The sequence below is a fragment of the Belnapia sp. AC561 genome, from assembly GCF_979252845.1.
The window spans coordinates 20,243-46,082 of sequence record NZ_CEEDBP010000041.1 but is presented as its reverse complement, the minus strand read 5'-3'; the positions used below and the strand labels follow the sequence as shown (position 1 = coordinate 46,082).

Here is a 25,840-nt window from a genome sequence, read left to right as displayed (position 1 = left end):
ACAGGAAGCATGTTCGGATGGCTAGGCCGTCTCCTGGGCGGCACGCTGCGGCCGAAGCGTGGCGCGGGTCCCGCCAGCCGACCGCCGGAGGCCCGGCCCGCGGCGATCCCTGATCAGCCTGCACCGGAGCGGCCCACCTTCGGTGGCGTGGTCCGCATCGAGGTCCTGCTGCCTGCCGGGCGGGATATGGCGGGCGTGCTCACCGCCCTGGATGCCCGTGGCGCCATCCTAAGCGGTCCCTGGCCCGCCCTGGGACGCGCGGATGCGGGCTTGGCAGCGGCAAACGGTAATGCCGGGCGAGATCCACTGTGGCACTATGGCGATACCCCGACAGGCGAATACGAGATCATCCGCCTAGTGCCCGGGCATGACCGGCTGGAACGCCAGCGGGTGTTCGGCATGCTGGGTGCCCTCGTCTTGCGTCCGATGTCCGGGCAGGCGCTGGAGGCGCAGGCCAACGGGCGGTCGGAGATCCTGCTCCATGGTGGCCCGCTGACCGATGCCGCAACCGATGGCTCCCTCCGCATCCCGGAGGAGGCCATGGCGGAACTGCTCTCCCTGCTGCCGGAGGATGTGGCAAGCCGCGTCCCCCGTATCCGGGTCGTGGTCATGCAGACCGGCGACAGCTTAGCAGTTTGGACACCAGGCAGACCCGAGTTCCAGACCAGACAGGCCTCACCCGCTGCCGCCAAGCATGCCGCCTCGAGCACCGGGTCGCATCGTGTTTGCAGCAGGACCGAGGACCAGTTTCCCGGCTACGACCTCTGGCCCGGCTATCGGTGGTGGTATCTCTATGGCCAGGGCCTTGACGATGGAATGGCGGAGCCGCGCGGGCAGGGCCGGGAGCATCGCAGGCACGAGGACCAGGACGGTGGCCTGAAACCAGCCGACTGGCAGACCAAGGATGACCGCGCCGCAGCCGAAGGGCTGGCTGCGATGGGCTACGCCGTCCTGCCGGATGGCGAGGCTGCGCCGAAGCCGGAGCCGGCACGCCGTCCGGATCTCACGCCGGGGGCACCGAAGCAGCAGCCCGGCGTGGCGGATTGGGCGCCGGCTGGAAATGCCTATGACCGGTGATAGGGCCTGCCCGCAGCCGCTCGCCCCGGGGTGCCCGGCCGTGAGTGCGTGCCATGTTGGTCGAAGCCCAGGTTTCATCGATGAATACCAGGCGGTCTGGATCGAAGTCGGGCTGAGCCTCGAACCAAGTCCAACGCCGCCTCAGGATGTCCGGCCGGTCCTGCTCCTCGGCATGAGCAGACTTTTTTTCCATGTCATTCGGTGCCGGTCGAAGAAGCGCCACAGCGTGCCGATGCCAGCGGACACACCAGCCTTCGCCAGCTCGGCCCGGATCTCTTCAGCGTCATGTCGGACTTCTGGTCGATAGGGCGCAGGATCAGCGCCGCATGTGCCTCAGTCTGCGCCGAGCGCCGGTACCTACCGAGCGGCCCTGGCGCGACCGAACCCACCTTTCGTGTCAGCGCCGCCCATCGGACCGCACTAGCCGCGCTCAACCCAAAACGGACCACCGCAGCCCGGCACGACGATCCCGTCACAACCGCCACCACGCGTTCTCGCAAATCGACCGACAGCGCCTTCGACATACCCACCACCCCTTTGCCGAGGAGCAACTGAATCATCTCCACATCGCTTTGTGGATCACAAGCGATTCAGTCAGGCAGGAACCGCTCTAACCGGCAGGTTTGGCATACTCGCACGCATCGGCGATTGCCTGTGTCAGTGTATCCGTGTTCTCCGTCCAAATCTTCGCACGTGCCGCGAAATGCGGCAGCAAGAGCACACCGCAAGAGTAGTCAATGCCAGCGCCTTTGAAGGATATGTCGGCGTTGAACCGCCAATGGCTTGGCGCATCGCGGCCAACCATAAATTTCCAGGTTCGATTTCCAAAGCAGACCACAACACGCGGCTTCACGATGCCAAGTAGGAGTTCGTGGACCGAAGCGCAGTGTGAAGCGAAGACTGCATCTGCGTCCGCAGGAAAGAAGCCCTCACCCAGACTGCGCAGGAATAGGGCGTTGCTAACAGGCGGCGCGGAGAGGGGATCGCTCTCCAAGCCATCCATCACCCTTTTGAAGTAGGCCCTGTCATTGGACTGGGCTTCATCCAACCAGTAACTCCACTTGGTGTCCCTTTTTTCGCACAGCGAGTCGCCGATGCGTCGACCCACTGGTGCAGGATTAGCTTCGGCACCACCGGGATTGATCGCTAGGACATAGTAGGGCGACTTCTTTACCGTGCCCCAGTCGCTCATCATCACGCGGCCATCGCGTTGCAGGATCCCTGGCTTACCTCCTCGCGGGCCAAGCAGATGTTCAATTCGCTGGATCAACTGCGTTTCTTCCATCTTACTGCCTCGCTGGCTGGACTGACACTTCGGCTAGGCTTACGATGTTAGGTTGCGGTGGTCCTGCTTCTGCCCCATGGCGGCCCTCCCACCGCAGCGGCGCGAGGCGAAGATGGCGCCATTCCGAATTGTCGAGCGGCTCGCCAGCGCGGACCAGCCGAGCAGCGGGAATCCAAAATTCGACGATCTCAATTGTGCCCCTGACTTCGGGGAAGGTCTCGCCGACCTCGCTTTTGTCGTCGACGACCTTCTCCACGCTGTCGACAGCAAATTCATCGCAGTTCACATCCTCGCGGATACGGGTGAAGTAAGAATCCAACATCAGGCCCGCGCCCACCGAAACCGCGTCTGCTTGCGCCAATTCTTTGTTGATCCAGAGTAGCAGCGGCTCGAACAGGCCGTCACGCCACAGGACTTCCCGGCTGGCGTAGATCTTATCGGCGTCTGGCCATGGTGTTTGCGCATAGCCGCCCGTGACCGGGTAGACCCCGACGTCGCCTTTATACAGGCGGTAGCCACGTAGCATGAGGCCACCGTCTAAGGACCACCTCTGACCGCCCATCGAGTCATGGAGATGGACGGTGGCGTGAAAAGACGTTGAGTCGTCCCGCCAGCGGTAAAGCCAGCATTCGATTGCGGGACCAACGCCTTCGAAAGCCAGACGAAGTGAGGTATCAGTCCGCTGCCGTACAACAGGCTGCAGCGCGAAGCGCAGTCGCGCCTCCTCCAACCAGGTGAGGAAGGCACGCTGAAATCGAGGTCGGACGGTCACGGTAAGCGCAGCATTCTTGTACTCACGTAATGTGCATCGCTCCGCACGGCGTGGCCCTCCGGGAGGCCGAACCGACTGGCGATCAGGCCAAGCGTTTTCGGATGCTGAAGCTGGCGGTCGGCGTAGAGAATGAAGCGTCCGGTCGGAATGTGATGAACGACACGGCCACGCGGCCATTCCTCATATTCGGACCAAGCAGGTACCACCGGTAAGTGGCGTCGGCGAAGCTCGCCGGCCCCGAGTGCGGCGAGAACGCTCCAGTATTCGTAGTGGCCCCCGTACGTATGAAAGTCCCCATAAATCTCGCTCGCGTTCAGCGTGCACAGATCGGCAAGGAGAAAGGGAGATTGAGCATGGTCTACGAACCAAAAAATTCCTACAGCTGGCTCAGATGTTGCAAAAACATCTTGCGGGCAGCTAATCATACAGACCCCCGAGCCGAGGATGCCGACCTAAGATCCTGCCTTTTTGTGCCGGCAGCAATAACGTCGTTGTCGGTAGCGGAAGGGTAGCAGCGCTTTGACGAACTCAAGGCTATCAAGGTTGCCTTGCCAATGAGCTAACAACGCCGGCCGATTGCGCCGCACGAAGCGGGCGACGTAAGCAAACTCGAAGGCGGTCAGATTGCCCCGTACGATGCCTGCGTGCCCATGCACTTTGACTAGCGCATAATCAGCCTTGAGATATTTTCCTCGCTTCCGATGCATGGCCAAAGTCGCTTTGCGTAGCGTCGCAAAACCACCACCGTACGCCTGAGCTGAAAGCAGCAGATGACCGATTAGCCCATACTGCCGCATCGAGGTCAGCAAATATCCGTCGAGTGGATGCAAGGTTATGCGACCAGTCTGCGCGGTTTCACTGCGTCCGCATCAGGGTAGCGGTGATCTTTCCGATGTTGCTGGCTCGCCTTGTGCGGTCGCCGTGCCAGATTTGATTCGTGCTATGCAGCGATGTCCCACATTGGGTAGCGATCGCGGCGAGGGTCTTGCCGTGGACGTAGGCGTGTTGGACGAAGGTGGTTAGCCAAGGGGCCGGGAGGATCATGCGATGTCTCCTTCGAGGGCAGATATGATCGGCTTTGCTTACGCGGAGCGTCTACCAAGCGCTGGGCGCTGGGCGCCGCCTTGGCCCTACGGCCACGGGTCGGAACTTTGGCTGCTCAGTATTAGCTCCCGTTTGGCATCGACGACGCGCTTTACCTGCATCGGGTGCCAGACACGCCCACCAGTCGGTGCCGGTACGCCGCGCGCGGTGAGCGCCGCGGCGAGCTCGCGCAATGTCGTCGCGCCGGCACGACGCGCCGCCTCGACGTAGGGCAGCACATCGGCGGCGCGGGCGCGCGACATCTGCTGCTTCACCGCCGCCGCCGCGCGCGCCTGGTCGGGCGTGCCGGCGCGCAGGCGCGGGTTGCCGAGCGCCACGCCCCGCGCCTTGGCCATGGCCAGCGCCGCACGGGTGCGTTGGCTGATCAGCCCGGCCTCGAGCTCGGCGACGGCGGCCATCTGCGTCACCAGGAACTTGCCGACCGGGCCGGGTGGGACGGTGGGCAGGTCGCAGAACACCACACCCCCCTCCCCGCTGCCCTCGACGACGCCGAGCAGGAAGCGCGCATTCCGGGTCAGCCGGTCGAGCTTGGCGATCAGCAGCGTGGCGCGCTGCGCCCGGCAGGCGGCGAGTGCCGCGGCGAGCTGCGGCCGGTCGGCCCGCTTGCCGCTCTCGATCTCCTGGAACTCGGCGGCGACCTCCCCGCCGGTGGCGGCGACGTGGCGGGCCACCGCCTCGCGCTGGGCGTCGAGCCCGAGGCCGGAGCGCCCCTGGCGTTCGGTGCTGACCCGGAAGTAGGCGACGTAGCGCACCGGCCCGATCGGGCTGGCGGCGAGCGCCTGGACAGGATTCCTAGGGTCGGCTGGCATGTGGGGTGGGTTCTACCCCTGCCCTGTGGGTTTGTCACGGATCCAAAGGACCAATTGACGGTTCGTGACAACTGATGGCGCGACATGATGCCCCTGCTGCTAAGAGGTCCTCCAGCTGGCTACTACGTTTGATTAGAAAGCCCGCAGCCGAGCAAGGACTATTTTGGTTGATCGCGGCACGCTGGCCTGCGTGTTAACTTGCCTGCGAATCGGCACCTCACAGGATCTGACACTCGCCGTGGATTCTATTGCCAATATAGAGGCAGAACACTTCGTTCCGGATGCTCCCAAAGAGAGCGGGGCCTACTTCACCCCTGATCCGGTCGTGCGCTCGTTGGTCAGTTGGGCCGTCCACCACGAGGCCGACATGCTGCTCGATCCAGCTTGCGGCAGCGGCCATTTTCTTGCCGTCCACTGCAAGAGCTTTGGCGTTGAGCAGAACGAACGGTCGGCCGCAGAGTCGAAACGACGGGCGCCTACTGCCGACGTTCGTATTGGGGACTTTTTCACCTGGGCGGTTGAAACCGCCCTTCGCTTCGAATGCGCGGCAGGAAATCCGCCGTTTATTCGGTATCAGACCTTTAAGGGTGAGGTCCGCCAGCAGGCGCAGGCACTGTGCGCGGCGCTCGGCGCAGATTTCAGCGGCCTAAGCTCGTCATGGGCACCGTTCCTGGTCGTCACCGCCAGCCTTCTCAAGGAAGGTGGCCGCATGGCGTTTGTCGTGCCGGCTGAAATTGGCCACGCTCCTTACAGCGCGCCGCTGCTGGAGTATCTTGTCGGCCATTTCTCCACTGTCCACATCATTGCGGTAAAGGAGAAGCTTTTTCCCGATCTCTCTGAGGACTGCTGGCTGCTCTACGCTGAAGGCTATGGTGGAACGACGGCGAAGATCGGCTTCACCGCGCTCCAGCAGTTCACCTACCTCGGCGCGCCACCTTTGCCGGCCATGCAGATCCCGGTGGCGGAGTGGAGGAATATCTGGAATCGGCGGCTTCGCCCGTTTCTCATGCCTGCAGCAGTGCGTGAGCTCTACCGTAATCTGGCAGCACGGCCGGATAGCCGCCGTCTCGCCAACATTGCGACAATCGGAATCGGTTACGTAACTGGCGATAATGATTTCTTTCATTTAAGGCCGTCGGAGGCTGCACAATTGCGCCTTCCGAAGGCGCTCCTCCATATCACGGTTCGCAATGGCCGCGCCTTGCCGGAGGGACAGCTGACTGCTGCGCACATTGAAAAATGGCAGCGGCAAGACGAGCCAATCCTACTATTGCGCTTACCGAAAGATGTAAAACTGACGGCTAGCTTGAAGCGTTATCTAGATACGGAGCAGGGCAGGAAGGCAAGAAAGGCGTTTAAATGCCGTACGCGCGACCCTTGGTACTCGGTCCCAGACGTGCGCATTCCGGATTTCTTCCTGACCTACATGTCCGGGCGGCGGGTAGGACTAGTTAGGAACGAAGCCGGTGCCAGCTGCACGAACTCGGTGCATGCCGTAAAACTTAAGGATCCCGCGCTCCTCTGTGATCTATTAAAAATGCGGGACTCGCCTATCTTCCAGCTCAGCTGCGAGCTGGAGGGCCACCCCCTTGGTGGGGGAATGCTGAAGCTCGAACCGCGTGAAGCAGGCCGAATTATGCTTCCCGACGCGAGCGCATTGGACGACATTGAACTGCATTTGGTCGAGGCCGGGATCGCTGCGATGCAGGCTTGGAGACACTATGCCGATTGAGATCGGAGAGGGCGCCCGCGTTTGTCAATGGATTGGCGCCCACGATGCACTTGAGCACTTTGCGTCTTACACCGGTCCGACCCAGAGCCAGCAGCACATCAAGCCCCTGCACTGGTACGTGGCGTGCCGCCTCGTCGTGGAAGGTGGGTTCCACCCCGATGAGATCAATCCGCATCCGCCGTTCCGGGTGCAAGAGCGTGGCACTGAGAGACTATTGATATTTGATCCGTCGCGAGCTACCGGCTCGGAGAGCACTATTCTCGGCGGCTTGAAGACGAAGAACGTTGATGTCGTGGTTACGAAGCGAGCCTTAGGCCCGGTCATGGCTGTGTCATGCAAAGGTACGATTGGCGCATTCCGCAACCTGACCAATCGCATGGAAGAAGCGGTTGGAGACTGCACAAATCTTCACATCACCTACCCAGCCATGGTGAGCGGCTTTATGTCGGTGATCCGCGCCAATCGCTCGGAGGAGCAAGCAATTGCTGCCGTTGCGGGACAGAGCGCTTCACCCGCCCGGCAGCTACAGGCCAATGACATTGCTCTCTCCCGGGGCGGCGATGTCGTGGAATCAGTGATCCGCTATCACAATGCACTGCGCGAGCTGACCGGGCGGCGTGGCATTCGCGACGACGTCAGCCGTTATGAGGCGGTCTGTCTGGCACTGGTCGAGTCCAACAGTTCGACACCGGGCGTAATTCTCCCTGACTTTCCGAAAGAGGATAGCCCGTTACGAATCGAGCAATTCTTTCAAGCGCTCTACCTCCGGTACGATGAACGCTATGTCTATGCCGCGCCGGATCTAAAGCGCATCACACAGCGGATCGAGTGGTCGGAGGCTTCGCCAGCACTTGTCAGCGACTTAGCCACTGCAACGCGTCCGACATTCGACTTCGTCCCGCGTCTGCGGTCGTAGACGCTCAAGCTACACCGATGGCAGTCAACTTTACCAAGGTTCCGCTGCGGGAGAGCACGTATGCCGTGGCGAAAGATTACGGGCAACTTGTCCATCAACATTCACAGCGCCCCGGCGCGCACTGTACGCCAGCCGCTGAGCGTAAGAACGACGAACTCTCCCACATTAAGGGGAAGTACGGTGAGCTATGCTTTCTGCGTTGGCTAATGATGAAAGGTTTTTACCCGTCGCACACGCCGTTCAGGAATGATTACACAAAGAAGGTTAAGAACGACGACTTCGTCGTCAACGGCGTACGGATCGAGGTGAAGGCCAAGCGCCGAGGCGCGGACAGTCCGTACCCTCCGCTTCAGCATTACAATGTTAATCTCGGCTTAGGGGGGCTGGAGGATTGCCTATATGCGTTTGTAGAAATTTCAGGGCAAGAGCCATTCGAGACAGCACCCCCTGCGCTCATGCTGGGCTGGGCCGATCAGAAGCGGATTAAGGAGGTTGGTGAGAAAGGCTGGCCGGGAAAGCGAAGTGACAGGGGCAACTTCGTCTTCCGCCGTCACGACTGGGACATTCCCATTGAGGGGCTGTACGAACCTGTCGGCCTTGCCGCTCTGCTCAAGGAAAGGCGCGACGCCTTCGCAGTTCTATAGAGATTCGCGCAATTAGTCCCGCTTGGGCAGGAGGTAGGTGAGGCGCTCGCCCAGCTTGTTCTGCAGCTCATCGGCTTTTCACTGCGCTGCTTCACCTTGCTGTCTCGCTTTTGGCCTGTTCTTTGTTCTTCCCCAAGCAGGTTCCAACGGTGCGCCTCACAGATGCTTCTGGATTGGCCCAATAGCCCTAGGGTCTGTGAACGGACTGTCTGGCTAACCGGCCTGGTTCCGATCCGGTCTCTGGCCGCAGCACCTTGGTACGCATCCGGCCAAGGCCGCGGTTGGTAGCTGATCAGGCGGCAGCGGCCTGCTGGGCCTGTGCGGTTTTCCAGTGCCAAGGCAGCAACTCGTGCAGCCGGGATGCGGGATGGCCGGCGATCCGGGCCAGCACATCGGCCAGCCAGGCGCGGGGATCGGCATCGTTCAGTTTGGCGGTGACGATGAGCGAGTACATTGCCGCAGCCCGCTCGCCGCCACGGTCTGATCCCGCGAACAACCAAGACTTTCGCCCGAGGGCAATGCCGCGCAGCGCGCGTTCCGCTGCGTTATTGGTCAGGCAGATCCGGCCATCCTTGAGAAACGCGGTGAATGCGGCCCAGCGCGTCAGCATGTAGTTCATCGCCTTGGCCAGGTCGTTGTGCCGGGACAGCCGGGCGTGCTGCTCGCGCATCCAGCATTCCAGCTCGACAACCAGCGGCGCGATATCCTGTTGCCGCACCGCCAGGCGCCGCTCGGCCGACAGGCCGTTGATGGCCCGCTCGGCATCAAAGATCAGGTCGATCCGGCGCACCGCCTCGGCCGCCAACGGCGCCCGCGCCACCTCCGCCAGCTTGAACAGCTTGCGCCGGCCATGCGCCCAACATGCAGCCTCGGTGATCGGCTCTGGCTTGCGTCCCGGCATGTACAGCTCGTTGAACCCGGCATAAGCATCGGCCTGCAGGATCCCGGCTTAACCGGCCAGATGCCGCTGCGGATGCTCCCCGGTGCGGTCGCGTGAATAGCGGAACATCGCCGCTGGCGGCGCCGGGCCGGCAAATGGCCGGGCGTCGCGCACATAGGTCCAGACCCGCGCCGTGACGGTCTGGCCCTTGGCCAGCAACGGCACCGTGGTGTCGTCGCCATGCAACCGCCCGGCTGCCATGGCATGCGCGTCGATCAGCGTCACCAGGGGTGCCAGCATGGCGGTGCAGGTGCCGACCCAGTCGGCGATGGTCGAGACGCTGAGCTCGATGCCCTCGCGGGCATAGCTGTCGCTCTGGCGGTTCAGCGGCAGATGCTGGCCGAACTTGGCCTCCAGGATCATCGCCAGCAGGTTCGGCCCGGCGCGGCCGCGGAGGATCGGGTGGAACGGGGCCGGTGGCTGAGTGACGACCTCGCAGCTGCGGCAGCTGAACCGCTCGCGCACGGTCTGCACCACCTTCCATTGCCGCGGGATGACCTCCAAGGTCTCCGTGATGTCCTCGCCCAGCTTGGACAGCTTGCCCCCGCAGCAGGAGCAGGCCGCCGGCGCCGGCACCACCACCCGCTCGCGCGGTAGGTACGCCGGCAGCGGTGCCCGCTCCGGCTTACGCGCCGGCGGCGCGGGGTGATCGCCTGTGGGATCCTTGGGTACCGGGTTCTCCGCCCCGGTCGCCGCCTCGCTGGCTGCGGTGACCAGCTCGTCGAGCTGCAGCTCCAACTGGTCGATCAGCTTGCGGCCACGCTCGGAGGAGGCGCCGAACTTGTCGTGCTTGAGCTTGGCGATCAGCAGCTTGAGCTGCAGGACCAGCGCCTCAGCGCCGGAGGCGCGGGCCTCGGCCTCACGCCGCGCCACCTGTTCGGCCGCCAGCGCGGCGCGTAGCGCGTCGATATCGTCGGGCGTGTCATCCGGCGCTGCCATCACGCCGGAATTGAATCACGCGCCGCGCTGTTTCGCCAGCCCTATCCGGCGATCTCCGGCCGCCAGGTGCGCTGCGGATTGCGCCAGTCGATGCCGTCCAGCATATAGGCCAGCTGCGACGCCGAGATGGCCACCGAACCGTCCGCCGGCGAAGGCCAGATGAACCGCCCGCGTTCCAGCCGCTTGGCGTAGAGCGACATGCCCAGGCCGTCATGCCAGACGATTTTCACCAGGTCGCCGCGGCGGCCACGAAAAACGTAGAGATCGCCAGCATGGGGATCCCGACCCAGCGCCTGCTGCACCTGCAAGGCAAGGCCATTCATGCCGCGCCGCATATCCGTGTGGCCCACCGCCAGCCAGACCCGGACACCGGAGGGGACCGGGATCATCCGCGCAGCACCGTCACGACACGCCGCAACGCCGCGGCGCCGATCGCCTCATCGACACGGATCACCGTGCCGTCCGGCAAGGCTATCTCGATCCGGCCAATGCTGGCCGAACCGGAAGTTGGCGGAACGGCCGATGCAGCGTCATCTCGAGCGATCGGCGCCGGTAGATCCGTTGCCACCTGCAGCGGCAGGAACATCGCGGCAGGCTTGGCCACCAGCACACCCTGCCGCGCCTGCTTGCGCCAAGCCCACAGCACGCTCCGGCTCACTTCGTGCCGCGGGGCGACCTCGACGGAGCATGCGCCGGGACGCTCGTGCAGGGCAGTGCCCTGCACCCGCCACGATCCGCAGCTTGTCCACAACCCGCCATTGCCGCCGGCGCTCAACGCCGCTGATGATCTCCATGCCCCAAACCGCCCCCCCATCCTTAGCAACGCTCCTACGAGCGTCGATAAGATCAGAAGACAGGTTCAACCCATCGCCGGAAGGCGGCCGTCACCGTAGGCGTACGCACCTTGGAAGGTTTCGAGGCTTTCAAGGAAACGCGGCCACGACCAAGACAAGCCTGGACGATGCCCAACGGTGTCGTTGCATTCTGGTGGGGTGCGGGCGATGGCCGCGCGCTAGGCGCCAATGCCGAGGCTGAAGCGGCCCTGCTTATCGATCGAGACGTGGTAGTAAGCGACGAAGCACCTGCTGACGGAAGCGATCATGCAGCTGACAACAAACGCCCTTCAACTTGCAAGCGGCGCCACAAAGCCTCATGGGCTCGCCAGCCGATGAAGGACGGATCATCCGGCTGGCCTAGAAAGCGTTCCTCATCCGGCATATGACCGGCCAAGGTTTCCCGCAACCCGGCTCGAGTCAACAGGATGCACAAGACGCTATGCCGGCTCATCGAGACGCACATGCGGCCGGGATTAAACTCGAACTCGCCTGGTCTCAGGTGGCCGCTCAACGGATGCATGGTTAACACAACCTTGCGCTCCAGTCCTTGAAACTTGTTAGCTGTTTCAACCAGGATCTGATGCGACAAGGGACCTAAAGCCTGAGCAACGGCGGTGACTTGTTCACGTCGGGACACAACCACTCCAATGTCCACCGGTTGCAGAGCAGTAGCGGTCCCATCGTCAATAACCACCGGACTACGAGCAAGAATCCGATGGATTAGGTTGACCAGTAAAGCCACCAGCTCCGGGTCGACGGGCGGCGTAATCTGTTGCGGCAATGTCAAAGCTGCAAAAGACCCACAGGCAATGGCTTCATTTAGCAAGCCGTCGACACGAGTCATTCCAGTCGAGTGCAGCTGAAGGCGCCGGTTTTCCGGCGAGGCCAGTCCGGTGAAGCTCATGCCGGGATAAAAAGCCGTGCGGACGATCTCGGCGCTGTCGGTTGGAAGGCGGCGTGACACCGGCAACTGGAAGCGCCGCGCCTCGGCACGTGCCAGAACGACGCGTGGTGCTGGCAGGTGCGGCCCGTCAGGCGACGCAGCCCAATGCCGCACCGAGATCGGCACGATAGGATCGATCTGCCCAGGATCACCAATGTGCAAAGCGCGAGGAGCAAGACCGCGGATCAGCATGAAATCGCTGTACTTAAGCTGGAAGGCCTCGTCCATCATCAGGACATCAGCTCGGGGCGGACCTGGACTCTCGATCAGCTTGGCTACCGTTGTCACAATGACCCGAAAGCCCAGCTGCATCGTGCTGTACTGACCGACGTTCGGCAGTACTGACAAGCTAGGAATGCCGTCCGCGCCAGATGCGGTGAGACGCAGAATCCTCATGCCAAAAAAACGAATGGCGATTCGTCGGGTCACGTCGTTCGCTTGCTCGTTGGTGTTGCAGGCGATAAGCGTTATCCTACCGAAATGCAGAGAATTCAGCGCAGCGCAGCTCTCCAAAAGATAGGTCTTTCCAGAACCTGGCGGTGCCTCGACAACAATGTCTTCAACATCATGGGCTAGGGAATTGAGGACGTTGTTGCTGATGACGCCGGCAAGCGCAATGGTCATGATCGGCTCTCCAGCTGCGCAATTATGGTGAGATAGTCGGCTCCGCGTGTGCCAGGACCGGAGACCTGTGGGTGTACACCAGCATTACGCAACCGGTCGCGGGCATGCTGGCCACGGCGGGCGAAGCGCTGGGGCGGACCAAACTCCACCTCGTTGCCGAACGCCGGCTGGCCGCCCTTGGTCATGCCAGCGATCATGCGCAAGGTCACCACGAAGCCAGCCGCCCGTTGCTCCGCTTCTTCCACTCGAAAAAGAAAGCCGGCGGGATTGTCCAACAGGGCGAGCTTGACGCCGGGGCGAAGGCGGGTCCGCTCCTGACCCGTCAGTATCTCATAGACGATGATCCTGGCCCTGCCGTTGCGGCCCTCCTGGCGGTCGATAACCTGCCCGTGTAGCACCTCGCCGCTAAGACGAGCTTCCGCTCTTTGCCGACCGCCCGAGCTGACTGTCTCGCTGAGGTGATCCTGGTGAGCGAGATCACGAAAGACGTACTCGACTATGCCTGCGTCCCCGGTAAACCCACGCGGCAGCCGTGGGTCCACCGCCACGAACGCAACGTGATCGTCAAATGCTCGCCTATCGGCATGCTGGATGGATCGGGCCCGCTCCGCTGGTGGGATGCGGGTTACCGCCACGAGAGCATCCAGGACGAGTATGTATCGGCGTTCGATTTCCGGTGCCAGAAGGTCATAAATCTGCTGCCGTGCATTGTCGGCGGTAGCTCGGTCTCCGTTGCGCTCGGCTTGGTAGAAGGCTGAGACCAGCGGATCAAGGTGGAGATTGTCGAGCACGGGATCGGTCGAGATTGAGGCTGGCGTCGCCTCGGCTTCACGCACGCGTGCAAGCACGTTGCCATCGGCTGGTTTCAGCCATTCGGCCAAGGCGCCCAAGTGGGTATCGGCGTGGGGATCCTGCCCGGTAGCATATAGCTCATTGACGGCACGAGTGGCGGCAATCACAGCAGCGCTGTCGGAACGCTCGAAGCGCTTGTCGAAGAAGACTAGTGGACGGCCGACAGCCGCGATGATTGTGGACGGCGCGGCGCCCGCGTCGACATAGGCCATACGGTCGAACACGGCGAGCATGAGCGTCACCGCTGCGTCGCTCTGGCAAATCAGCTGCGGCATCAGCGTCGGATCTGACTGCCAAGCGTCGAGCGTAGTCTGGATGTCAGTCGCGGCGTCTGCCAGGAGCGCATACTGGTGGTCGCGGTTGGTCGGGTTCGGGCAAGAATAAATCCGCAGGTTGCCCGCGAGGTCGCCGACCCCGAGCGCAAACAGAGCCGGGGCCTCTCCAGCCATTTGGATAGGAATCAGCACCAACGGCAGGTCTGAAATTGGGAAATTACGGATGCGGCTTAGGCGGGCCGCCTCGCCAGTGAGGAGCGCCTGCAGCCGCCCGTATGCAGAGTACATGCTCATGATGCAGCCCTCCATTCGGTATCAAGCAGTTGCAATTTTCGCTGCAGATCTGCCTCCTCGGGTGTAGCCGGTGGGTTGCCCAAAAGGAGCTCGACGGTACGAGAGAGATTGCAACCCGCAGCAGCAAGCATGGCTTCGGCTTCGTCACCCAGAATGGCTGGGTTGCCGTTTGCTGTTGCCTCGCCGCGGCAGATGTCGTGGAGCGCGCAAAAAGCCCGGCACTTGCCGCTATAGCATGGGCTAAGCCGCAGGATGACCTCGGGCTGGTCCAGCGCGTTTCCGTGGCCGATGGCAGCGGCTACCTCCGCCAGCGTGCGCGGGCGGACGTCAATGATGCGGCGTGCCGTTGATATGTCGCGCTCAATATTTTGCAGGTGCGCGACCGACTGCAAGCCGCCGGGGCGCACCAGGACAAGCACTCCAGTGGTGGGTATGGGCCTTGAAAGGCGTAGGTGTTCGAGGCGGCGCTCGAGCGCCATACCGTACACCCCCATCTGCGACGCAGCTTGTCCGACGTCCTGGCTGTCGGTCAGGTGATGCAAATAGGCGTAACTCTTCAGCTCACCGGACCCGTACATCGGCTGATCCGGGCGTGCCACCAGCATGTCAGGGCGTACGCAGGCAACCTCGCCATAGCCGAGCGGCACGCCAAGGGCTGCCTGGTAGACCAAGGCCGGAGCCGTTGGATCGCCGACCGCCTTAAGGCGCAGGATCTCATCGGTCAGCGCCATAGCCCGCTGCTTCCTGGCGACGAGGTTGCGGATATGGGCGGTCTCGATCTCAATGTTGCGGAAGGACACGTCCCGCTGTCCGAGGATTCCGGCCTCCTGCAGGCTGGCGATCAGGCGGGCACCGCCGTGCTCAACTTGAATGCTCTCGAAGCGTGTGCCCTTGGCAATGGCGAATTTTGACTGTTCCTCTTTGAAGCTAGACACGAACAGATGCTTCATAGCCTCGCCCGGTGAGGAGCCGGCCAGGGTAAGAGCGGCCAAGCGTTGGCACTGAGGATTTTTGGCTAGCCGCCCGATGGCCCGGGCATCGAGCGAGGCGCTAGGCAGTGAGCCGCGGAGAGTGGCTGCGGCAGTGCGACGGGGAGCGCTCATACCACCTCTCCCGCATTCGCAATGCTGGCTAGTGCCCCGAAAAGGCGGCGGTTCTCTGGGAGCCTCGCGGCCCGTGCCAGTGCCTGTTGACGCTCTGCCAGGTCCTTCGCTTCGATGACGGCAAGTTCTTGGTAGACGACGTCACGGATAAGGCCAGTGTCCTTCGGTGCCACTGCCTGGATGCGGAAGCTCTGCGCCAGAGGACGCAGAATCGAGAACCAATTCCGGTGAGGCTGCTCCTCATGCAGATTGAGAAGGCGTAGCATTACGTGGAGGGCGTCGACCCGCTCGCTGAACTGACCGATGATGCGGTGCTCTAATGGCCAGTCAGACAGGGTGATGGTGCCAGCGCGCGCCGTTAGATCGTTGGCGGACAGCGCCGGGACCAGGATGATCCGGAGACGCCGGCCGCGGAAGTAGGTACGTTCATCACCCTTGCGGATGGACGCGAATTGCGATGGCGCGATCTCGGCGTCGTAGAGCAGCGCTGCGGTGCGAGAAACCGTAGTCGGCGCCGCCGCCCGACCTAACAGCGCCAGGGTTTCGATCAGCATCTCGCGTTTCTGGACACCGGCAACATTAGGCTTCTCGCTGGGAACTGGCGTAGGATGATGAGTCCGTAGCTCGGTCCGTCGCCGCTCTAGCTTTTCGATGGTTTCCCGAGCTTCTCGGAGTAGCTGGTCAAGGTATATTGGCAGTTCAGAGGCGTGCTCGGTTGCCTCGGCCAGGTCACGCCGCAGCGTATGGACGGTTTCTACCAGCTTGAGGGCGAGATCCTTGGGCATGTTTGTTAGGACCGGAAGAGGCGTTACAGCGATAACGCATTACAGCTGTAATGCTTTTTGGCGTCAAGAGGAATCGACACTCGCGGCTCGCGATCGTGCCCCAAGGCGTGGTGTAGCAGCTGTGGGTAAGTGGCCTGCCGCAGTGTGCCCCGTGAGCGGAGCGTAGGCAGGCTACTTACCCACAGCATGGCCGCCCGAGTGGGGGTGGCCATCGTCGATCCCCGGCTAAGGTTCGAGTTGCAAACGAGAACCCCGAGCCAGGAGATGACGATGACCGAGGACAGAATGGCGCTGCTGGAGCTGATCGAGAAGCGTGCCGATGCCGACCTGGTGCGCAGGATGCTGGGCTTCGCCGCCGAACGGCTGATGAAGGCCGAAGTCCATGCCCGCACCGGCGCAGCGCACGGGGAGCGCGACCCCGCCCGGCTGGTGCAGCGGAACGGCTACCGCGGGCGGGGCTGGGATACCCGGGTCGGTCGGATGAGGGTACCGAACTGGCGTCACGACGCATCTCCCGGCGGTGGATTCAGGGCGGCATCTCGGTGTCGCCGTGCGTGGTACCCGCCATGGCCGTGATGCATGAAAAGGTGCATCAGCAGGCAAGCCAGCAGCAGCAGATAGGACAGCGCCCCCAGGGTGTGTGCGGCGTGCTCCCGCAGCAGATAGGAGGCCGCGATCAACCCGAAGTTGATCGCGGCGATGCCGCCCCGGGTTCGCCAGAAAGGAATACGGGCCGGGTCACCCATCGCAACATGTCCTTGTCAGGGTTCGGCCCTTGGCGGCGCATGGCGCCGAAGCGCCATGCGGGCCGTGTGATCGGCGGGAGCATGTTCCACCCGCAGCCTCAGTGCCGTGTCCACTCATACGGGGGGAAGGTCACGCAACAGCTCATCAGCATCGTAAAGAAGCTGGTTCGCAACGGCATCGGCTTCAGTTGCCTGACCCAGGAATCGACACCACGAGCGCGAGCGACCACCGGTTAACCTCGGCGGCTGCAACAGCTGGCTTATGCACCTGCCGGTGCCCATCCGAGTCGTCAAAGGTGGGGGGTTAACGGGCGGCCTGTCATCCACAGCCCCGACCGGTTATCCCAGGGGGTTAACGGGCAGAATTCGGGGGGATAACGGGCAAAACCTGGCTTATCCACGGGGGGATAACGGGCCGATTCTACTAGCTAAAATTCAACTACCTTTCTACTAGCCCCGCCCGTTAACCCCCCATTGACGCGGAGGACAACACACCCCGATGGTCACCAAAGATTGGGGGTTGGCGATGAGCGAAGTCGACGGCGGCGCACGGCGCTTGGTGTTAGCGCACGGCCGCGACGCCGCCCGCAAGATGGTCGAGCCCGAGCAGCGCCCGCTCATCGACATCGCAGCCCAGGTCATGGGCGATGATGCCCAGCTCATCGGCATCACCTACACAGGCTTCTGCCTGACCGCCCTGCCCCATAAACGCCTGGCCGACGATCAGGTTTGGGAAAAGCGCGGCCACAAAGTCGTCCTCATGGTCGAGCCGGGCCGCATGCGCCATGGGCCCGGCCCGGCCAAGCTGCACGGCGTCCCCTACGGTGCCCGGGCGCGCATGATCCTGCTCTACCTACAGACTCAGGCGATCCGCACTAAATGCCGTGAGGTCGAACTCGGCAGATCGCTGCGCGAGTGGATGGGCCGTATGGGACTGTCCTGGGGCGGCGAGACCGGCCGGGCGCTGCGCGAACAGGCCGCCCGCATCGCCGCGTGCTCACTCAAGTTCTTCTGGGAAGGCGAGGACGCCGACGGCTGGGCCGCGGGCCGCTTCGTCCGCTCCGGCCTGCGCTTCCACGCTAGCGGCGACGAGGATGCCCGCCAGTCAGGGCTTTGGGAGGATCGCGTCGTCCTCGACGAGGTGTTCTACGAGGCCCTCCGACAGCACCCGGTCCCACTGCGGGAGGCGGCGCTGCGGGAACTGGCCGCCCGCTCGGCCTCGCTCGACCTGTACATCTGGCTGGCATACCGGCTGCACACCCTGACCAAGCCGACGCCCGTCCGCTGGGCGGCGCTGCAGGAGCAGTTCGGCGCACACCGCAGCCGCGCCACCCACTTCCGCCGCGACTTTAAGGTAGCGTTGGCGCCGGCGGCCTCGGCCTACCCGGAAGCCCGCCTCGAGTTTGATGAGGAACGCGGGCTGATCCTCCACCCCTCCCGCCCGCCGGTCGCCCCCAGATTGATCGCGGTGGGGGGTTAACGGGCGCCACCTATCCCCCCTCCCCTTCCAGCCGGACAATCTCGGCCTCGACCTCGGCCTCCTGGCGTTGCAGGTTGGCCAGCCGGCGGCGCAGATCGGTCAGCCGCCGCGCTCTGAGCGCCACCGGATCTGCCTCCCCCTCGATCGTCACCAGCCGCTTCTTGAACTCCAGTACTTCAATCCGTCGCAAGTCCGGCCGCAGCAGCCCGGCCTTGCGCGCCTTCGCCAGATCCTCGTCCGGCAAGGTGCTCAGGGTGTAGATCGTCGTGTAGTTCGGCGGCATCTGCTCCCGTGGTAAGCGCCCGCTGTTCACCGCCTCGGCCGCCGCCCGGATGTGGAACGCGGTCGTCGGCCCGAACGGCAGGTCGCGGCTGATCATCGCGTTGAACTCGCCATGCGCCAGCCGTTCCTTGGCGAGGTTGAGGTAGGCGCCGATGGTCAGGAAGGTGTTCTGCGCCCGGCTCCACAGCGCGCCGATCTCGCGGACATAGTCCTCGCGCCGCTCGTAGGGCACCACCGCCCCCTCCAGCGCGGCGATCCGGCTGTCCCCCTCAACCATCACCTCGACCGGCACCGCCCGGTCGCCTAGCAGCTTGCGCGAGACGGTCTTAGACGGCGGCATGGCGCGGCCTCCGTACCCGGGCGGGCTTCGCCGGCGCCAGCCGCAGCCGCTGCTTGACGTAGGCCCACATCGCCCGCACTTCGTCGCCGCCAACATGCCCCGCCACGTCGGCCAGCCCAAGCCCCCTGGCCCCGGCCCGAGCGTAGTCGGCCCGCTCGCCCAACTCCATCGGGCATAACTCGGCCGCTTCGATCAGCATGCCCCGCTCGATCGCCACGTTCAGCCGTGGCCGTGAACGGTTGACCACCACCACCGGAGCCGCACCGCCGCGGCGCAGCGCTCGCAGGTAGGGCACCGCGCTCTCAACGTCGTCGAACGACGCTTGGCAAGGCACCAGCAGCAGGTCGGCCGCGGCGATCAGCCGCTTCATGCCGCCCGGGTGCGCCTCAATCGACGGCGGCGTGTCAACGAAGAGCAGGTCGGCCGGCTCGATCCCGCCCGCCGTGACAAGCGCCTCGACGCTGCCCCACTCCACTTCGTAGTTCGTGATGCCAGGCACGCTGTCCGGCCGGCGCCGCGCCCAACGCGTCAAGGTCCGCTGCTCGTCAAGATCGGCGGTGGCGACGATGTAACCATCATGTGCCGCTGCGGCGGCGAGATTGCGTGTTGTATTCGTTTTTCCACAACCGCCTTTTGGACTACTGATTACTATCCGATGCATGCCGTGCCCCCGCAACGTCGCCCAAGAGACACCCTCCTGGCTTCGCTTCGACGGTAGCACGTGACGTCCGCTTTCAGCCGCCTCGTAATGACCCGCAAACATTCAGCCGGCTGAATGTTTGCGGGCGTGTGTAGCATGGCAACATCCCCATTTCCGCGTGTTATGCGGAGCTTGCCGCAGTTGTGCAGCTGAGCAATATTTCCGTTCGCGGAGCAGGACTGACGAACGCCCCCTTGCGGATGTTATGGAGAGATTAGCCCAGGGCTTGCGAAGAAGAGGTGGTGGGCACCCTTTGAGTGATCCTCGGCCTTGGCTGCCCTTTAGCAGCCAAGTAGAAGCCGTGAGGACCAAGCTTCGCCTCCTGCGCCCTTCCGCAAGCAAATTCGTGCGACGCCGGTATCCTCCGCTGATGCTTGTGCTGGTACTACAACGCCGGCGCTGACGGCCAGAGTTGTGAGAAAGTGGATATCCATGATGAGGGTTCGGCTTGCCGTCCTCAGCCTGCTTGCCGGTTGCCCCGGCACCAGCCCGTCGGAATTCGACCGGCGCATGAGGACCTATGTCGGTCCGCCCGGAAGCCGATCTCATCGCGGGCCCCGGCGTTCCCCAGCGCAGCTATGACGGCGCCTGCTCCACTGTAATCTGAGCCACCCAGGCAGCACGCCGTCGATTTGGCCGAGCATCGGCTCCGGGTTTGGCAGGGTGGGTTCGGCCGTGGCGTCAGGGTCGGGCTTGGTGGATACGGCAGCAGTATTGAGCCCTGCGTCATCGTGTTCGAGAGTCGCAATGGCCAAGTCCACGCTTTAGCCGAAACAGTCCTGGATGTTCGTTGCCGGCCGCCTGAGGCGCTGGTCCCGCGAGGAGGCCTGCAAATTGCCCGCGACGCCGAGCTGCCCCCCGGTCTTGGCAACGCCAACGGGATCCCGAGTGGCCGCCCGTCCTGAAAAGCTGCGGCCCTCGACCCTCAGCGGCATCGGGTGCAGGTCGTGAGGCCACGCCTTTCCCGCGCCGGCGAAACCAGATAGCCGCAGCGGAGGCAATTGGCGCCGGCATTCTCGGCTGCGAAGGGATTGGCAAAACTCCACCTGTTTGCCCGCTGCAGCACCGGGCGCGGAACTTTCGGCGGCGCCCGGCACAGGGGAGAGGGCTGCAGGACGGCGGTCGCCGCAATCGGTGCCAGCAAGGGCTCTCAGCCGGGCCTCACATGGCCGACCGGCAGAGCCGGCGTTTCGGCCGCGGGAGGGCTGTCAGCCGGCGGCACGGTCAGGGTCGGACAGGCCGGAAAAGCATCACGCCAGGTCGCAGCATGGGCCGACGATGCCGGTGGGCTCGCCGGCGCGTAGTGATGTGGAGAATCTGCGTGTCCTCGGGCTTGGGATGGGGGCCTGGCGTGGTTATGCGGGAAAAGACGTGATCGGCTCCGGACAAAGCGGTGAGGATCAAGGGACGGCTGGGCCTGACCAAGCATCCCACGCTAGGACCGGACCAGACGACCGCCAGAGGTTTTTAGCACAAACCCTGAAATCCGCTGGCGTTCCGCACGGTGCGGGTAATGTCTCCAGAATTGGTTGTTTTGCTGGTCTTACGGCGCGTCGTCTGTCTTCTACTAAGCGTTGTCCCAAACCTACTGCGAAGCATTGTTGCGCCAAAGCTTGGCCGGGCGGAGGTAGCCCGGCGCCACCTCGGCGGAGCGGTGGCGGGTCTGGCGCATGACGGCGGCGAGATCGGCGCCGGCCTCACCGGCGGCGGTGGCGAGACCAGCGCGAAGCGAGTGGCCGGAGTAGCCCTCCCGATTTGCCAAGCCGGCGTCTCGGGCGGCCTGCTTGACCAGGCGCCAGACCGCCTTGTCCAAAAGGGCCAAGCCAGAGAGCCTGCCGGCCCTGCTCAGCCCGACGAATAGCGGCAGCGCCGAATCCGAGGCGCCCCCGGTGTGGTCGCCGCCGCCCTGGCGAAAGCCGAGCCAAGCGTCGAGCGCCCGGGCCGAGCATAGGCCGGGCTCCTTGGGGTTGGCCCAGAGGGCGATAGCGTGGCCGGCGCCGCGCTGATCAGTCTAAGAGCAGCGGATCAGCAGGCAGAAGCCGCGCTGCGGCACCACCTCGACGTCGCTGAGCGTCAGGCCGACCAGCTCCGAGCGGCGCAGCGCCCCGGCAAAGCCCAGTAGCAGGAGCGCCCGGTCGCGGGCGCGGAGCGGCATCTCCGGCCCGGGCCGGGTCGTCAGCATCCGCCGCAGCGCCTCGGGTTCGGCGGCGTTCGCCTGCTTGGCCGGGCGGGAGCTCTTGGTGCGGGCGATCCCCTCGAGCAGTATGACCAGGCGGGGGTGGCGGAGGTCGAAGGCGATGCGCGGCCTGGATGGCGGCCAGCGTCACCCGGAGGCTGGAGAGGCTGAGGCTGAGGCCGCGGTCGGCGGTGTGGACCGCGTACATTGTCACCGTCTCCGGGTCGCCGGCGAGCGGCGACCGACCGAGGCCGCTGCACCAAGCCTCATAGACCCGCCAGGCGGAACAGTAGGTGCGGCGGGTGCCAGCGCCGCAGGCGCGGGCGGCGAGGGCCTGCATTCCTGCATTGTGACGGTCTGCTCCGGGTGCCCAGCACCTGGGGTCGACAGGGTAACGCTGCAGCAAGTCCCGGGGCCGAGGCGGGGCCATTACCCGAGGCTAGCGCGGGCCAGTGCGGCCGCGAAGGGATCAGCCGATCTTGGGCGTTCCTACCCGGTCCAGCGACCAGGATTGCAAGTGATCGCCGGGGCAAAGGTGGGTGAGCAATGCGGTCTCGATCGCCGCTTCCTGGGCATCAACCCAGCGCGCCTGCCAGGGATCAAAGGTCCAAAGCGGCTCAAACCAAGCGTCTTCATCATGATAGCCAAGGAAGTAGCGCAACGGCACTGGCTGGGGCTGCGGTGACAGGGCGCTGGCGATGATGACGTGTTTCGACATGGCGCCTCCCGCATGGCGCCCGGCTGGCGCTGGGGCGGGAGCATGTCCGCGGTCTGACAACCGGGAATAGGCGACACCCGCGTGAGCGGAATCACGCTTGGCGGCGCCGGCCAGGACATTCTCGTGATGTCCGCAAATGCGGTTTGGCAGCCGCCCCCTAACACGCATTCTTGGCGCGTTCCGCGTGTTGGAAGTGACATGCCACAATCAAAGGGCGTCGACGGTGCAGATTTCAGATTTTGCTTTTTTTTCGTGGAGGACGGTCCTGAGCGAGCGGTTGCGTCCGAATGGAAAGGCGCGAGTGGTGGAATTGCTGGTCCAATGTGTCGTGCGCGATGGGCCCACTACCCGGCCTGCCGGGGCCTCAGAAGCCCAGTTCCTCCGCCTTCCGCTCCAGGTAAGGAACAAGATCCTCCAGCATCACGTCGTCGCCTTTGGACATGTTACAGGACGGATGCGTGACCTGGAGGTTGTCACGCTCATAGCCGCCACCCCGGGTGAAGGGGATGACATGGTCGACGTGGTAGGTGCCCAAGGTTGATCGCTCAATGGCGTTCTCGCAGAGTGGACAAATGCCGCCCTGAGCTTCCAGCATCTCCGCGATTAGGGCGGAGGCCACCCGCTTGCGGCGGTGGTGTGGCATACTGCGGATGATTTCCGAGCAATCCTCGGCCACCATCCAGACCTCCTCCCAGGCCAGCCGTTCGATGTCGCCCATCTGCTCGGCGAGGCGAGCGAACCGCCCCACCGTCAGGCCGCCCGCTCAGCTCGGGTGCGGATGGTCCGGAGACGAGTCCGGGTCCGCTTCGCGCGGTCGGCGAGCTCTGTGGCCTCAAGCGCGCCGATGGCGGCCTCTACGATGTCGAGCGCCTCCGTGACGTCCTCAATGAGGATCTGGCGTTCCTCCTGGGAGCGGCCGCTTAGCCCCTGGGAGTTCCGAACGATCCGCTCCAGGCGCTGCTCGAAACTTGGCGCTGTTTGCTCCACCTCGCGAACTTGCTCCAGCGCGGTTTCCGACCACAACCAATTTAACAAGCCCATAGATTAGCCCCTCGATGACCGGCGTTTGCGGACGCAGAACGATAACAGATGTTGCCGTCCTCGCCCTAGCCTGCCTGCTAAAATTTCCGAGGCCCCGGGCCGGTCGGGATGGCGGCCGGACCACGGGGTCCGCATCATCTGCTGGCGATCACATCCAGGGGTCGATCGACTTCTCGTAGGTCCTCGACCTGCGCCGGCGCCCCCCACTCAGCGAACGGATAATATCGGTTCTCGACTATCTGGAAACTTGGTTGGGTCGAACTCAATTTGAGAGATCTTCACGTCCGCAAAGCAGGATTAGCGGACGGAATGGGGCTGGGAAGCAGCATCACCAGCGTTTCTGAAGAATAACGCCTGATATCAGCGACTTGGCATGATTCTAGTGATGCTTGGTATGTTATCGTGCCTTCATGCTGACATCAGCCGGATTGCCCCGATTGATCCCGGCATGGCAGGTTCTGGACTGCCGCCAGCCGGGCCGAACCGGGGCAGGGGACCCAGCGCCATCACCACCCACCACGCCACCTCCGGGCCGCCACAGTCGGCGCATACCCGCCGCGTCTATGCCGCCGACTGGCAGGCTTTTGCCGGGTGGTGCGCCGCCGCCGGACAGCCGGCGCTGCCGGCCACCCCGGAGGCCGTCGCCGGGCATCTGGCCAGCCTGGCCGGCCGGCTCGGCCCGAGCGGCCTGCGCCGCCGGCTGGCGGTGATCGCCGACCGGCACCGCCGCGGCGGCCACCCGTGGGATCCGGCCCAGCCGGCGATCCGCGCCACCCTCCACCGGCTCGTCGCCGGCCCGGTCGCCCCAGCGCGGCCCGCCGCGGTGCTGGACGAGGCCGCGCTCCGCGCCCTGGAGGCCTGGTTGCGGCAGGCGCGGATCGACTACGGCGCGGTCTTCCGCCGGGTGACCGCGGCGGGGACGCTGGAGGACCGGCTCAGCCCACAGGGGGTCTGGCGCATCCTCCGCCGCCGTGCCGCTCTGGCCAAAGTCCGTATCCCCGCCGGCACCCGCCTCTCACCGGATGGGCTGCGGGCCAGCTCTCGCCCCCAGCCGCATCGCCTGCCATCCCACTGAGCCAGCGGTGACGACCATGCCGCCCGAGTCGGACGCTGTGAGGTGGTCCCCGGATCTTGGACAGATGGTTAAGTTCGGTTCGCTATGAGAAGAATATCCCCTGATGGCGGGCAAGCGGACGCGGTATTCGGCAGACTTCAAAGCGAAGGTAGCGCTTGAAGTGCTCCGGGGTGAGCTTACGACGGCCCAGCTGGCGACCAAGCATGGCATTCACCAGACGATGGTCGGCGAGTGGAAGCGGCAGGCCATGGAAGGGCTGACGGCGGTGTTCTCTGGCAAGACGGCAGCGCAGGAGAGCGCGCAGGCGGCCGAGGCTGACGTCGAGAAGCTGCACGCCAAGATCGGGCAGCAAGTGGTGGAGCGGGATTTTTTGGCGAAAGCCTCCGGTCGATGAGCCTGGAGCGGAGGCGGCAGATGATCGAGCCGGAGCACCCGCAGTTGTCGGTGGTGCGGCAGTGCCAACTGGTCTCGATCAGCCGATCGGGGTTCTATCACGCGCCTGCGGGCGAGACGGCACTGAACCTGGAGCTGATGCAGCTGATCGACGCGCAGTTCCTGGAGACGCCCTGGTACGGGTCTCGGCAGATGGCGCGGCATCTTCGGCGTGAAGGCTACACAGTCGGCCGCAAGCGGATCCGGCGGCTGATGACCAAGATGAGCCTGGCACCGATCTACCAACGGCCGCGGACGACGGTGCCGAACCCTGAGCACCGGATCTTTCCCTACCTGCTGCGCGATCTTACAATTGATCGCTCTAACCAGGTCTGGTGCACCGACATCACCTACCTACCCATGCGCCGTGGCTTCCTCTACCTCATCGCCATCATGGATTGGGCGACGCGCAAGGTGCTGGCCTGGCGGGTGTCCAACTCCATGAATGTGGAATTCTGCATTGAGGCTTTGGAAGAAGCCCTAGCGCAGTTCGGGCGGCCAGAGATCTTCAACAGCGATCAGGGGGGCCAACTCACCTCGCCACGCTTCACCGGGGTGCTGCAGCAGGCCGGGGTGCGCATCTCGATGGACGGCCGCGGCCGGTGGATGGATAACGTCTTCATCGAGCGGCTGTGGCGCAGCCTGAAGTACGAGTGCGTCTACCTGCATGCCTTCGAGACCGGAACCGAGCTGCGGGCTGGCCTGTCGAAGTGGATCAACTACTACAACACGGCACGCCCTCACAGCACTCTGGCGGGGCAGACCCCCGACGAGGCATATGGGGCAGGCGTGGTGGAGAGATTGGCGGCCTGACGGAAACCAGAACCGAGTTTAGTCAGGCCGTCAAACTGTCCGACGGAGGGGGCCACCTCATCCTGCTGATCCGTGCAACTCGGCAGGTTGAGCCGTAAATACCGTTG

Annotated in this window: 28 protein-coding genes and 2 pseudogenes; 9 read left to right on the top strand and 21 right to left on the bottom strand. The window is 64.0% G+C overall.

What is annotated here, in order from left to right; translation table 11 throughout:
• The first annotated feature begins 9 nt into the window (after positions 1-9).
• Positions 10-1,077, top strand: a complete 1,068-nt coding sequence (locus AC0IW9_RS25310) for a hypothetical protein (RefSeq protein WP_471651065.1) — start codon at positions 10-12, stop codon at positions 1,075-1,077.
• 194 nt (positions 1,078-1,271) lie between these two features.
• On the opposite strand, the gene AC0IW9_RS25305 is transcribed toward AC0IW9_RS25310, so the two are convergent.
• From AC0IW9_RS25305 to AC0IW9_RS25280, 6 genes are all read right to left on the bottom strand, one after another.
• Positions 1,272-1,637, bottom strand: coding sequence for a hypothetical protein (locus AC0IW9_RS25305; protein WP_471651064.1), 366 nt, complete (start codon positions 1,635-1,637; stop codon positions 1,272-1,274).
• A 50-nt stretch (positions 1,638-1,687) separates the two neighbouring features.
• Positions 1,688-2,362, bottom strand: coding sequence for a hypothetical protein (locus AC0IW9_RS25300; protein WP_471651063.1), 675 nt, complete (start codon positions 2,360-2,362; stop codon positions 1,688-1,690).
• Position 2,363: 1 nt separating this feature from the next.
• Entirely contained in the window at positions 2,364-3,134 is a 771-nt protein-coding gene (locus AC0IW9_RS25295; RefSeq protein WP_471651062.1) for a hypothetical protein, read from the bottom strand.
• A gap of 452 nt (positions 3,135-3,586) precedes the next feature.
• Complete coding sequence (locus AC0IW9_RS25290) at positions 3,587-3,964, bottom strand: hypothetical protein (RefSeq protein ID WP_471651061.1); 378 nt, start codon at positions 3,962-3,964, stop codon at positions 3,587-3,589.
• 25 nt (positions 3,965-3,989) lie between these two features.
• Positions 3,990-4,178, bottom strand: a complete 189-nt coding sequence (locus AC0IW9_RS25285; RefSeq protein WP_471651060.1) for a hypothetical protein — start codon at positions 4,176-4,178, stop codon at positions 3,990-3,992.
• A gap of 86 nt (positions 4,179-4,264) precedes the next feature.
• On the bottom strand, positions 4,265-5,047 hold the full coding sequence (locus tag AC0IW9_RS25280; protein WP_471651059.1) for a recombinase family protein: 783 nt from the start codon (positions 5,045-5,047) through the stop codon (positions 4,265-4,267).
• Between the two features lie 163 nt (positions 5,048-5,210).
• Between AC0IW9_RS25280 and AC0IW9_RS25275 the strand changes: the two genes are divergently transcribed.
• From AC0IW9_RS25275 to AC0IW9_RS25265, 3 genes are read left to right on the top strand one after another with little or no spacing between them, the layout of a single operon-like run.
• A complete protein-coding gene (locus AC0IW9_RS25275) occupies positions 5,211-6,779 on the top strand; it encodes an N-6 DNA methylase (RefSeq protein WP_471651058.1) in 1,569 nt (522 codons plus the stop codon).
• The gene (locus AC0IW9_RS25270; protein WP_471651057.1) at positions 6,769-7,695 is read left to right on the top strand and encodes a hypothetical protein; all 927 of its coding nucleotides are present in this window, start codon (positions 6,769-6,771) and stop codon (positions 7,693-7,695) included. Before AC0IW9_RS25275 ends, AC0IW9_RS25270 begins: the two co-directional genes overlap by 11 nt.
• Positions 7,696-7,712: 17 nt before the next feature.
• Positions 7,713-8,339, top strand: a complete 627-nt coding sequence (locus AC0IW9_RS25265; protein WP_471651056.1) for a hypothetical protein — start codon at positions 7,713-7,715, stop codon at positions 8,337-8,339.
• A gap of 292 nt (positions 8,340-8,631) precedes the next feature.
• Here AC0IW9_RS25265 and tnpC read toward each other — a convergent pair.
• The 7 genes and pseudogenes from tnpC to AC0IW9_RS25230 form a co-directional block, all read right to left on the bottom strand.
• A pseudogene (gene tnpC, locus AC0IW9_RS25260) lies at positions 8,632-10,221 on the bottom strand (IS66 family transposase).
• 38 nt (positions 10,222-10,259) lie between these two features.
• The gene (tnpB, locus tag AC0IW9_RS25255) at positions 10,260-10,607 is read right to left on the bottom strand and encodes an IS66 family insertion sequence element accessory protein TnpB (protein ID WP_296312646.1); all 348 of its coding nucleotides are present in this window, start codon (positions 10,605-10,607) and stop codon (positions 10,260-10,262) included.
• A complete protein-coding gene (locus AC0IW9_RS25250; RefSeq protein ID WP_471651055.1) occupies positions 10,604-10,993 on the bottom strand; it encodes a transposase in 390 nt (129 codons plus the stop codon). Before AC0IW9_RS25250 ends, tnpB begins: the two co-directional genes overlap by 4 nt.
• 323 nt (positions 10,994-11,316) lie before the next feature.
• Complete coding sequence (locus tag AC0IW9_RS25245; RefSeq protein ID WP_471651054.1) at positions 11,317-12,621, bottom strand: DEAD/DEAH box helicase family protein; 1,305 nt, start codon at positions 12,619-12,621, stop codon at positions 11,317-11,319.
• Positions 12,618-14,042 (bottom strand): hypothetical protein, encoded by a 1,425-nt coding sequence (locus AC0IW9_RS25240; RefSeq protein WP_471651053.1) that lies wholly within the window; start codon positions 14,040-14,042, stop codon positions 12,618-12,620. The genes AC0IW9_RS25245 and AC0IW9_RS25240 overlap by 4 nt, the downstream gene beginning before the upstream one ends.
• A complete protein-coding gene (locus AC0IW9_RS25235) occupies positions 14,039-14,992 on the bottom strand; it encodes a hypothetical protein (protein ID WP_471651052.1) in 954 nt (317 codons plus the stop codon). Before AC0IW9_RS25235 ends, AC0IW9_RS25240 begins: the two co-directional genes overlap by 4 nt.
• Before the next feature lie 149 nt (positions 14,993-15,141).
• The gene (locus AC0IW9_RS25230; RefSeq protein ID WP_471651051.1) at positions 15,142-15,930 is read right to left on the bottom strand and encodes a hypothetical protein; all 789 of its coding nucleotides are present in this window, start codon (positions 15,928-15,930) and stop codon (positions 15,142-15,144) included.
• 270 nt (positions 15,931-16,200) lie between these two features.
• Between AC0IW9_RS25230 and AC0IW9_RS25225 the strand changes: the two are divergent.
• Positions 16,201-16,431 (top strand): annotated as a pseudogene (locus AC0IW9_RS25225) (transposase); the annotation flags it as partial.
• Here AC0IW9_RS25225 and AC0IW9_RS25220 read toward each other — a convergent pair.
• Complete coding sequence (locus AC0IW9_RS25220; RefSeq protein WP_471651077.1) at positions 16,431-16,556, bottom strand: DUF2933 domain-containing protein; 126 nt, start codon at positions 16,554-16,556, stop codon at positions 16,431-16,433. The pseudogene AC0IW9_RS25225 and the gene AC0IW9_RS25220 sit on opposite strands and share 1 nt — an antisense overlap.
• Between AC0IW9_RS25220 and AC0IW9_RS25215 the strand changes: the two genes are divergently transcribed.
• Both AC0IW9_RS25215 and AC0IW9_RS25210 read left to right on the top strand, forming a co-directional pair.
• A complete protein-coding gene (locus tag AC0IW9_RS25215; protein WP_471651078.1) occupies positions 16,497-16,913 on the top strand; it encodes a hypothetical protein in 417 nt (138 codons plus the stop codon). The two genes, AC0IW9_RS25220 and AC0IW9_RS25215, sit on opposite strands and share 60 nt — an antisense overlap.
• Positions 16,914-17,202: 289 nt before the next feature.
• The gene (locus AC0IW9_RS25210; RefSeq protein ID WP_471651050.1) at positions 17,203-18,156 is read left to right on the top strand and encodes a replication protein RepA; all 954 of its coding nucleotides are present in this window, start codon (positions 17,203-17,205) and stop codon (positions 18,154-18,156) included.
• 10 nt (positions 18,157-18,166) lie between these two features.
• Here the strand turns inward: AC0IW9_RS25210 and AC0IW9_RS25205 are convergent, their stop codons facing one another.
• From AC0IW9_RS25205 to AC0IW9_RS25175, 7 genes are all read right to left on the bottom strand, one after another.
• Positions 18,167-18,778, bottom strand: coding sequence for a hypothetical protein (locus tag AC0IW9_RS25205; protein ID WP_471651049.1), 612 nt, complete (start codon positions 18,776-18,778; stop codon positions 18,167-18,169).
• Positions 18,765-19,439, bottom strand: a complete 675-nt coding sequence (locus AC0IW9_RS25200) for a ParA family protein (protein ID WP_471651048.1) — start codon at positions 19,437-19,439, stop codon at positions 18,765-18,767. Before AC0IW9_RS25200 ends, AC0IW9_RS25205 begins: the two co-directional genes overlap by 14 nt.
• Positions 19,440-21,063: 1,624 nt before the next feature.
• Positions 21,064-21,300 (bottom strand): tyrosine-type recombinase/integrase, encoded by a 237-nt coding sequence (locus AC0IW9_RS25195; protein WP_471651047.1) that lies wholly within the window; start codon positions 21,298-21,300, stop codon positions 21,064-21,066.
• Positions 21,301-21,489: 189 nt separating this feature from the next.
• Positions 21,490-21,660: a hypothetical protein gene (locus AC0IW9_RS25190; protein ID WP_471651046.1), complete on the bottom strand. Its 171-nt coding sequence runs from the start codon at positions 21,658-21,660 to the stop codon at positions 21,490-21,492.
• A 463-nt stretch (positions 21,661-22,123) separates the two neighbouring features.
• Entirely contained in the window at positions 22,124-22,372 is a 249-nt protein-coding gene (locus AC0IW9_RS25185) for a hypothetical protein (protein WP_471651045.1), read from the bottom strand.
• Between the two features lie 364 nt (positions 22,373-22,736).
• Entirely contained in the window at positions 22,737-23,090 is a 354-nt protein-coding gene (locus AC0IW9_RS25180) for an HNH endonuclease (RefSeq protein ID WP_471651044.1), read from the bottom strand.
• A gap of 32 nt (positions 23,091-23,122) precedes the next feature.
• Positions 23,123-23,407 carry a hypothetical protein gene (locus AC0IW9_RS25175; protein WP_471651043.1) on the bottom strand — a complete coding sequence of 95 codons (285 nt, stop codon included), beginning with the start codon at positions 23,405-23,407 and terminating at the stop codon, positions 23,123-23,125.
• A 454-nt stretch (positions 23,408-23,861) separates the two neighbouring features.
• Between AC0IW9_RS25175 and AC0IW9_RS25170 the strand changes: the two genes are divergently transcribed.
• Both AC0IW9_RS25170 and AC0IW9_RS25165 read left to right on the top strand, forming a co-directional pair.
• Entirely contained in the window at positions 23,862-24,488 is a 627-nt protein-coding gene (locus AC0IW9_RS25170) for a hypothetical protein (RefSeq protein ID WP_471651042.1), read from the top strand.
• A gap of 103 nt (positions 24,489-24,591) precedes the next feature.
• Positions 24,592-25,733, top strand: a protein-coding gene (locus AC0IW9_RS25165) for an IS3 family transposase (protein WP_471651041.1) whose coding sequence is annotated in 2 segments (ribosomal slippage) — positions 24,592-24,868 and positions 24,868-25,733 — 1,143 coding nt in all. Because the reading frame shifts where the segments join, the coding sequence is not laid out codon by codon here.
• The last annotated feature ends 107 nt before the right edge of the window (positions 25,734-25,840 follow it).

What these genes read in the sequence shown, in the direction of transcription:
- AC0IW9_RS25300 (WP_471651063.1), bottom strand. Translation starts at nt 2,362, where the DNA reads ATGGAAGAAACGCAGTTGATCCAGCGAATTGAACATCTGCTTGGCCCG.
- AC0IW9_RS25170 (WP_471651042.1), top strand. Translation starts at nt 23,862, where the DNA reads ATGGCAGGTTCTGGACTGCCGCCAGCCGGGCCGAACCGGGGCAGGGGA.
- AC0IW9_RS25265 (WP_471651056.1), top strand. Translation starts at nt 7,713, where the DNA reads ATGGCAGTCAACTTTACCAAGGTTCCGCTGCGGGAGAGCACGTATGCC.
- AC0IW9_RS25280 (WP_471651059.1), bottom strand. Translation starts at nt 5,047, where the DNA reads ATGCCAGCCGACCCTAGGAATCCTGTCCAGGCGCTCGCCGCCAGCCCG.
- AC0IW9_RS25305 (WP_471651064.1), bottom strand. Translation starts at nt 1,637, where the DNA reads ATGATTCAGTTGCTCCTCGGCAAAGGGGTGGTGGGTATGTCGAAGGCG.
- AC0IW9_RS25235 (WP_471651052.1), bottom strand. Translation starts at nt 14,992, where the DNA reads ATGAAGCATCTGTTCGTGTCTAGCTTCAAAGAGGAACAGTCAAAATTC.
- AC0IW9_RS25180 (WP_471651044.1), bottom strand. Translation starts at nt 23,090, where the DNA reads ATGGGCGACATCGAACGGCTGGCCTGGGAGGAGGTCTGGATGGTGGCC.
- AC0IW9_RS25200 (WP_471651048.1), bottom strand. Translation starts at nt 19,439, where the DNA reads ATGCATCGGATAGTAATCAGTAGTCCAAAAGGCGGTTGTGGAAAAACG.
- tnpB (WP_296312646.1), bottom strand. Translation starts at nt 10,607, where the DNA reads ATGATCCCGGTCCCCTCCGGTGTCCGGGTCTGGCTGGCGGTGGGCCAC.
- AC0IW9_RS25205 (WP_471651049.1), bottom strand. Translation starts at nt 18,778, where the DNA reads ATGCCGCCGTCTAAGACCGTCTCGCGCAAGCTGCTAGGCGACCGGGCG.
- AC0IW9_RS25245 (WP_471651054.1), bottom strand. Translation starts at nt 12,621, where the DNA reads ATGACCATTGCGCTTGCCGGCGTCATCAGCAACAACGTCCTCAATTCC.
- AC0IW9_RS25210 (WP_471651050.1), top strand. Translation starts at nt 17,203, where the DNA reads ATGAGCGAAGTCGACGGCGGCGCACGGCGCTTGGTGTTAGCGCACGGC.
- AC0IW9_RS25285 (WP_471651060.1), bottom strand. Translation starts at nt 4,178, where the DNA reads ATGATCCTCCCGGCCCCTTGGCTAACCACCTTCGTCCAACACGCCTAC.
- AC0IW9_RS25240 (WP_471651053.1), bottom strand. Translation starts at nt 14,042, where the DNA reads ATGAGCATGTACTCTGCATACGGGCGGCTGCAGGCGCTCCTCACTGGC.
- AC0IW9_RS25185 (WP_471651045.1), bottom strand. Translation starts at nt 22,372, where the DNA reads ATGTCGAAACACGTCATCATCGCCAGCGCCCTGTCACCGCAGCCCCAG.
- AC0IW9_RS25230 (WP_471651051.1), bottom strand. Translation starts at nt 15,930, where the DNA reads ATGCCCAAGGATCTCGCCCTCAAGCTGGTAGAAACCGTCCATACGCTG.
- AC0IW9_RS25310 (WP_471651065.1), top strand. Translation starts at nt 10, where the DNA reads ATGTTCGGATGGCTAGGCCGTCTCCTGGGCGGCACGCTGCGGCCGAAG.
- AC0IW9_RS25270 (WP_471651057.1), top strand. Translation starts at nt 6,769, where the DNA reads ATGCCGATTGAGATCGGAGAGGGCGCCCGCGTTTGTCAATGGATTGGC.
- AC0IW9_RS25190 (WP_471651046.1), bottom strand. Translation starts at nt 21,660, where the DNA reads ATGCTGACGACCCGGCCCGGGCCGGAGATGCCGCTCCGCGCCCGCGAC.
- AC0IW9_RS25215 (WP_471651078.1), top strand. Translation starts at nt 16,497, where the DNA reads ATGGCCGTGATGCATGAAAAGGTGCATCAGCAGGCAAGCCAGCAGCAG.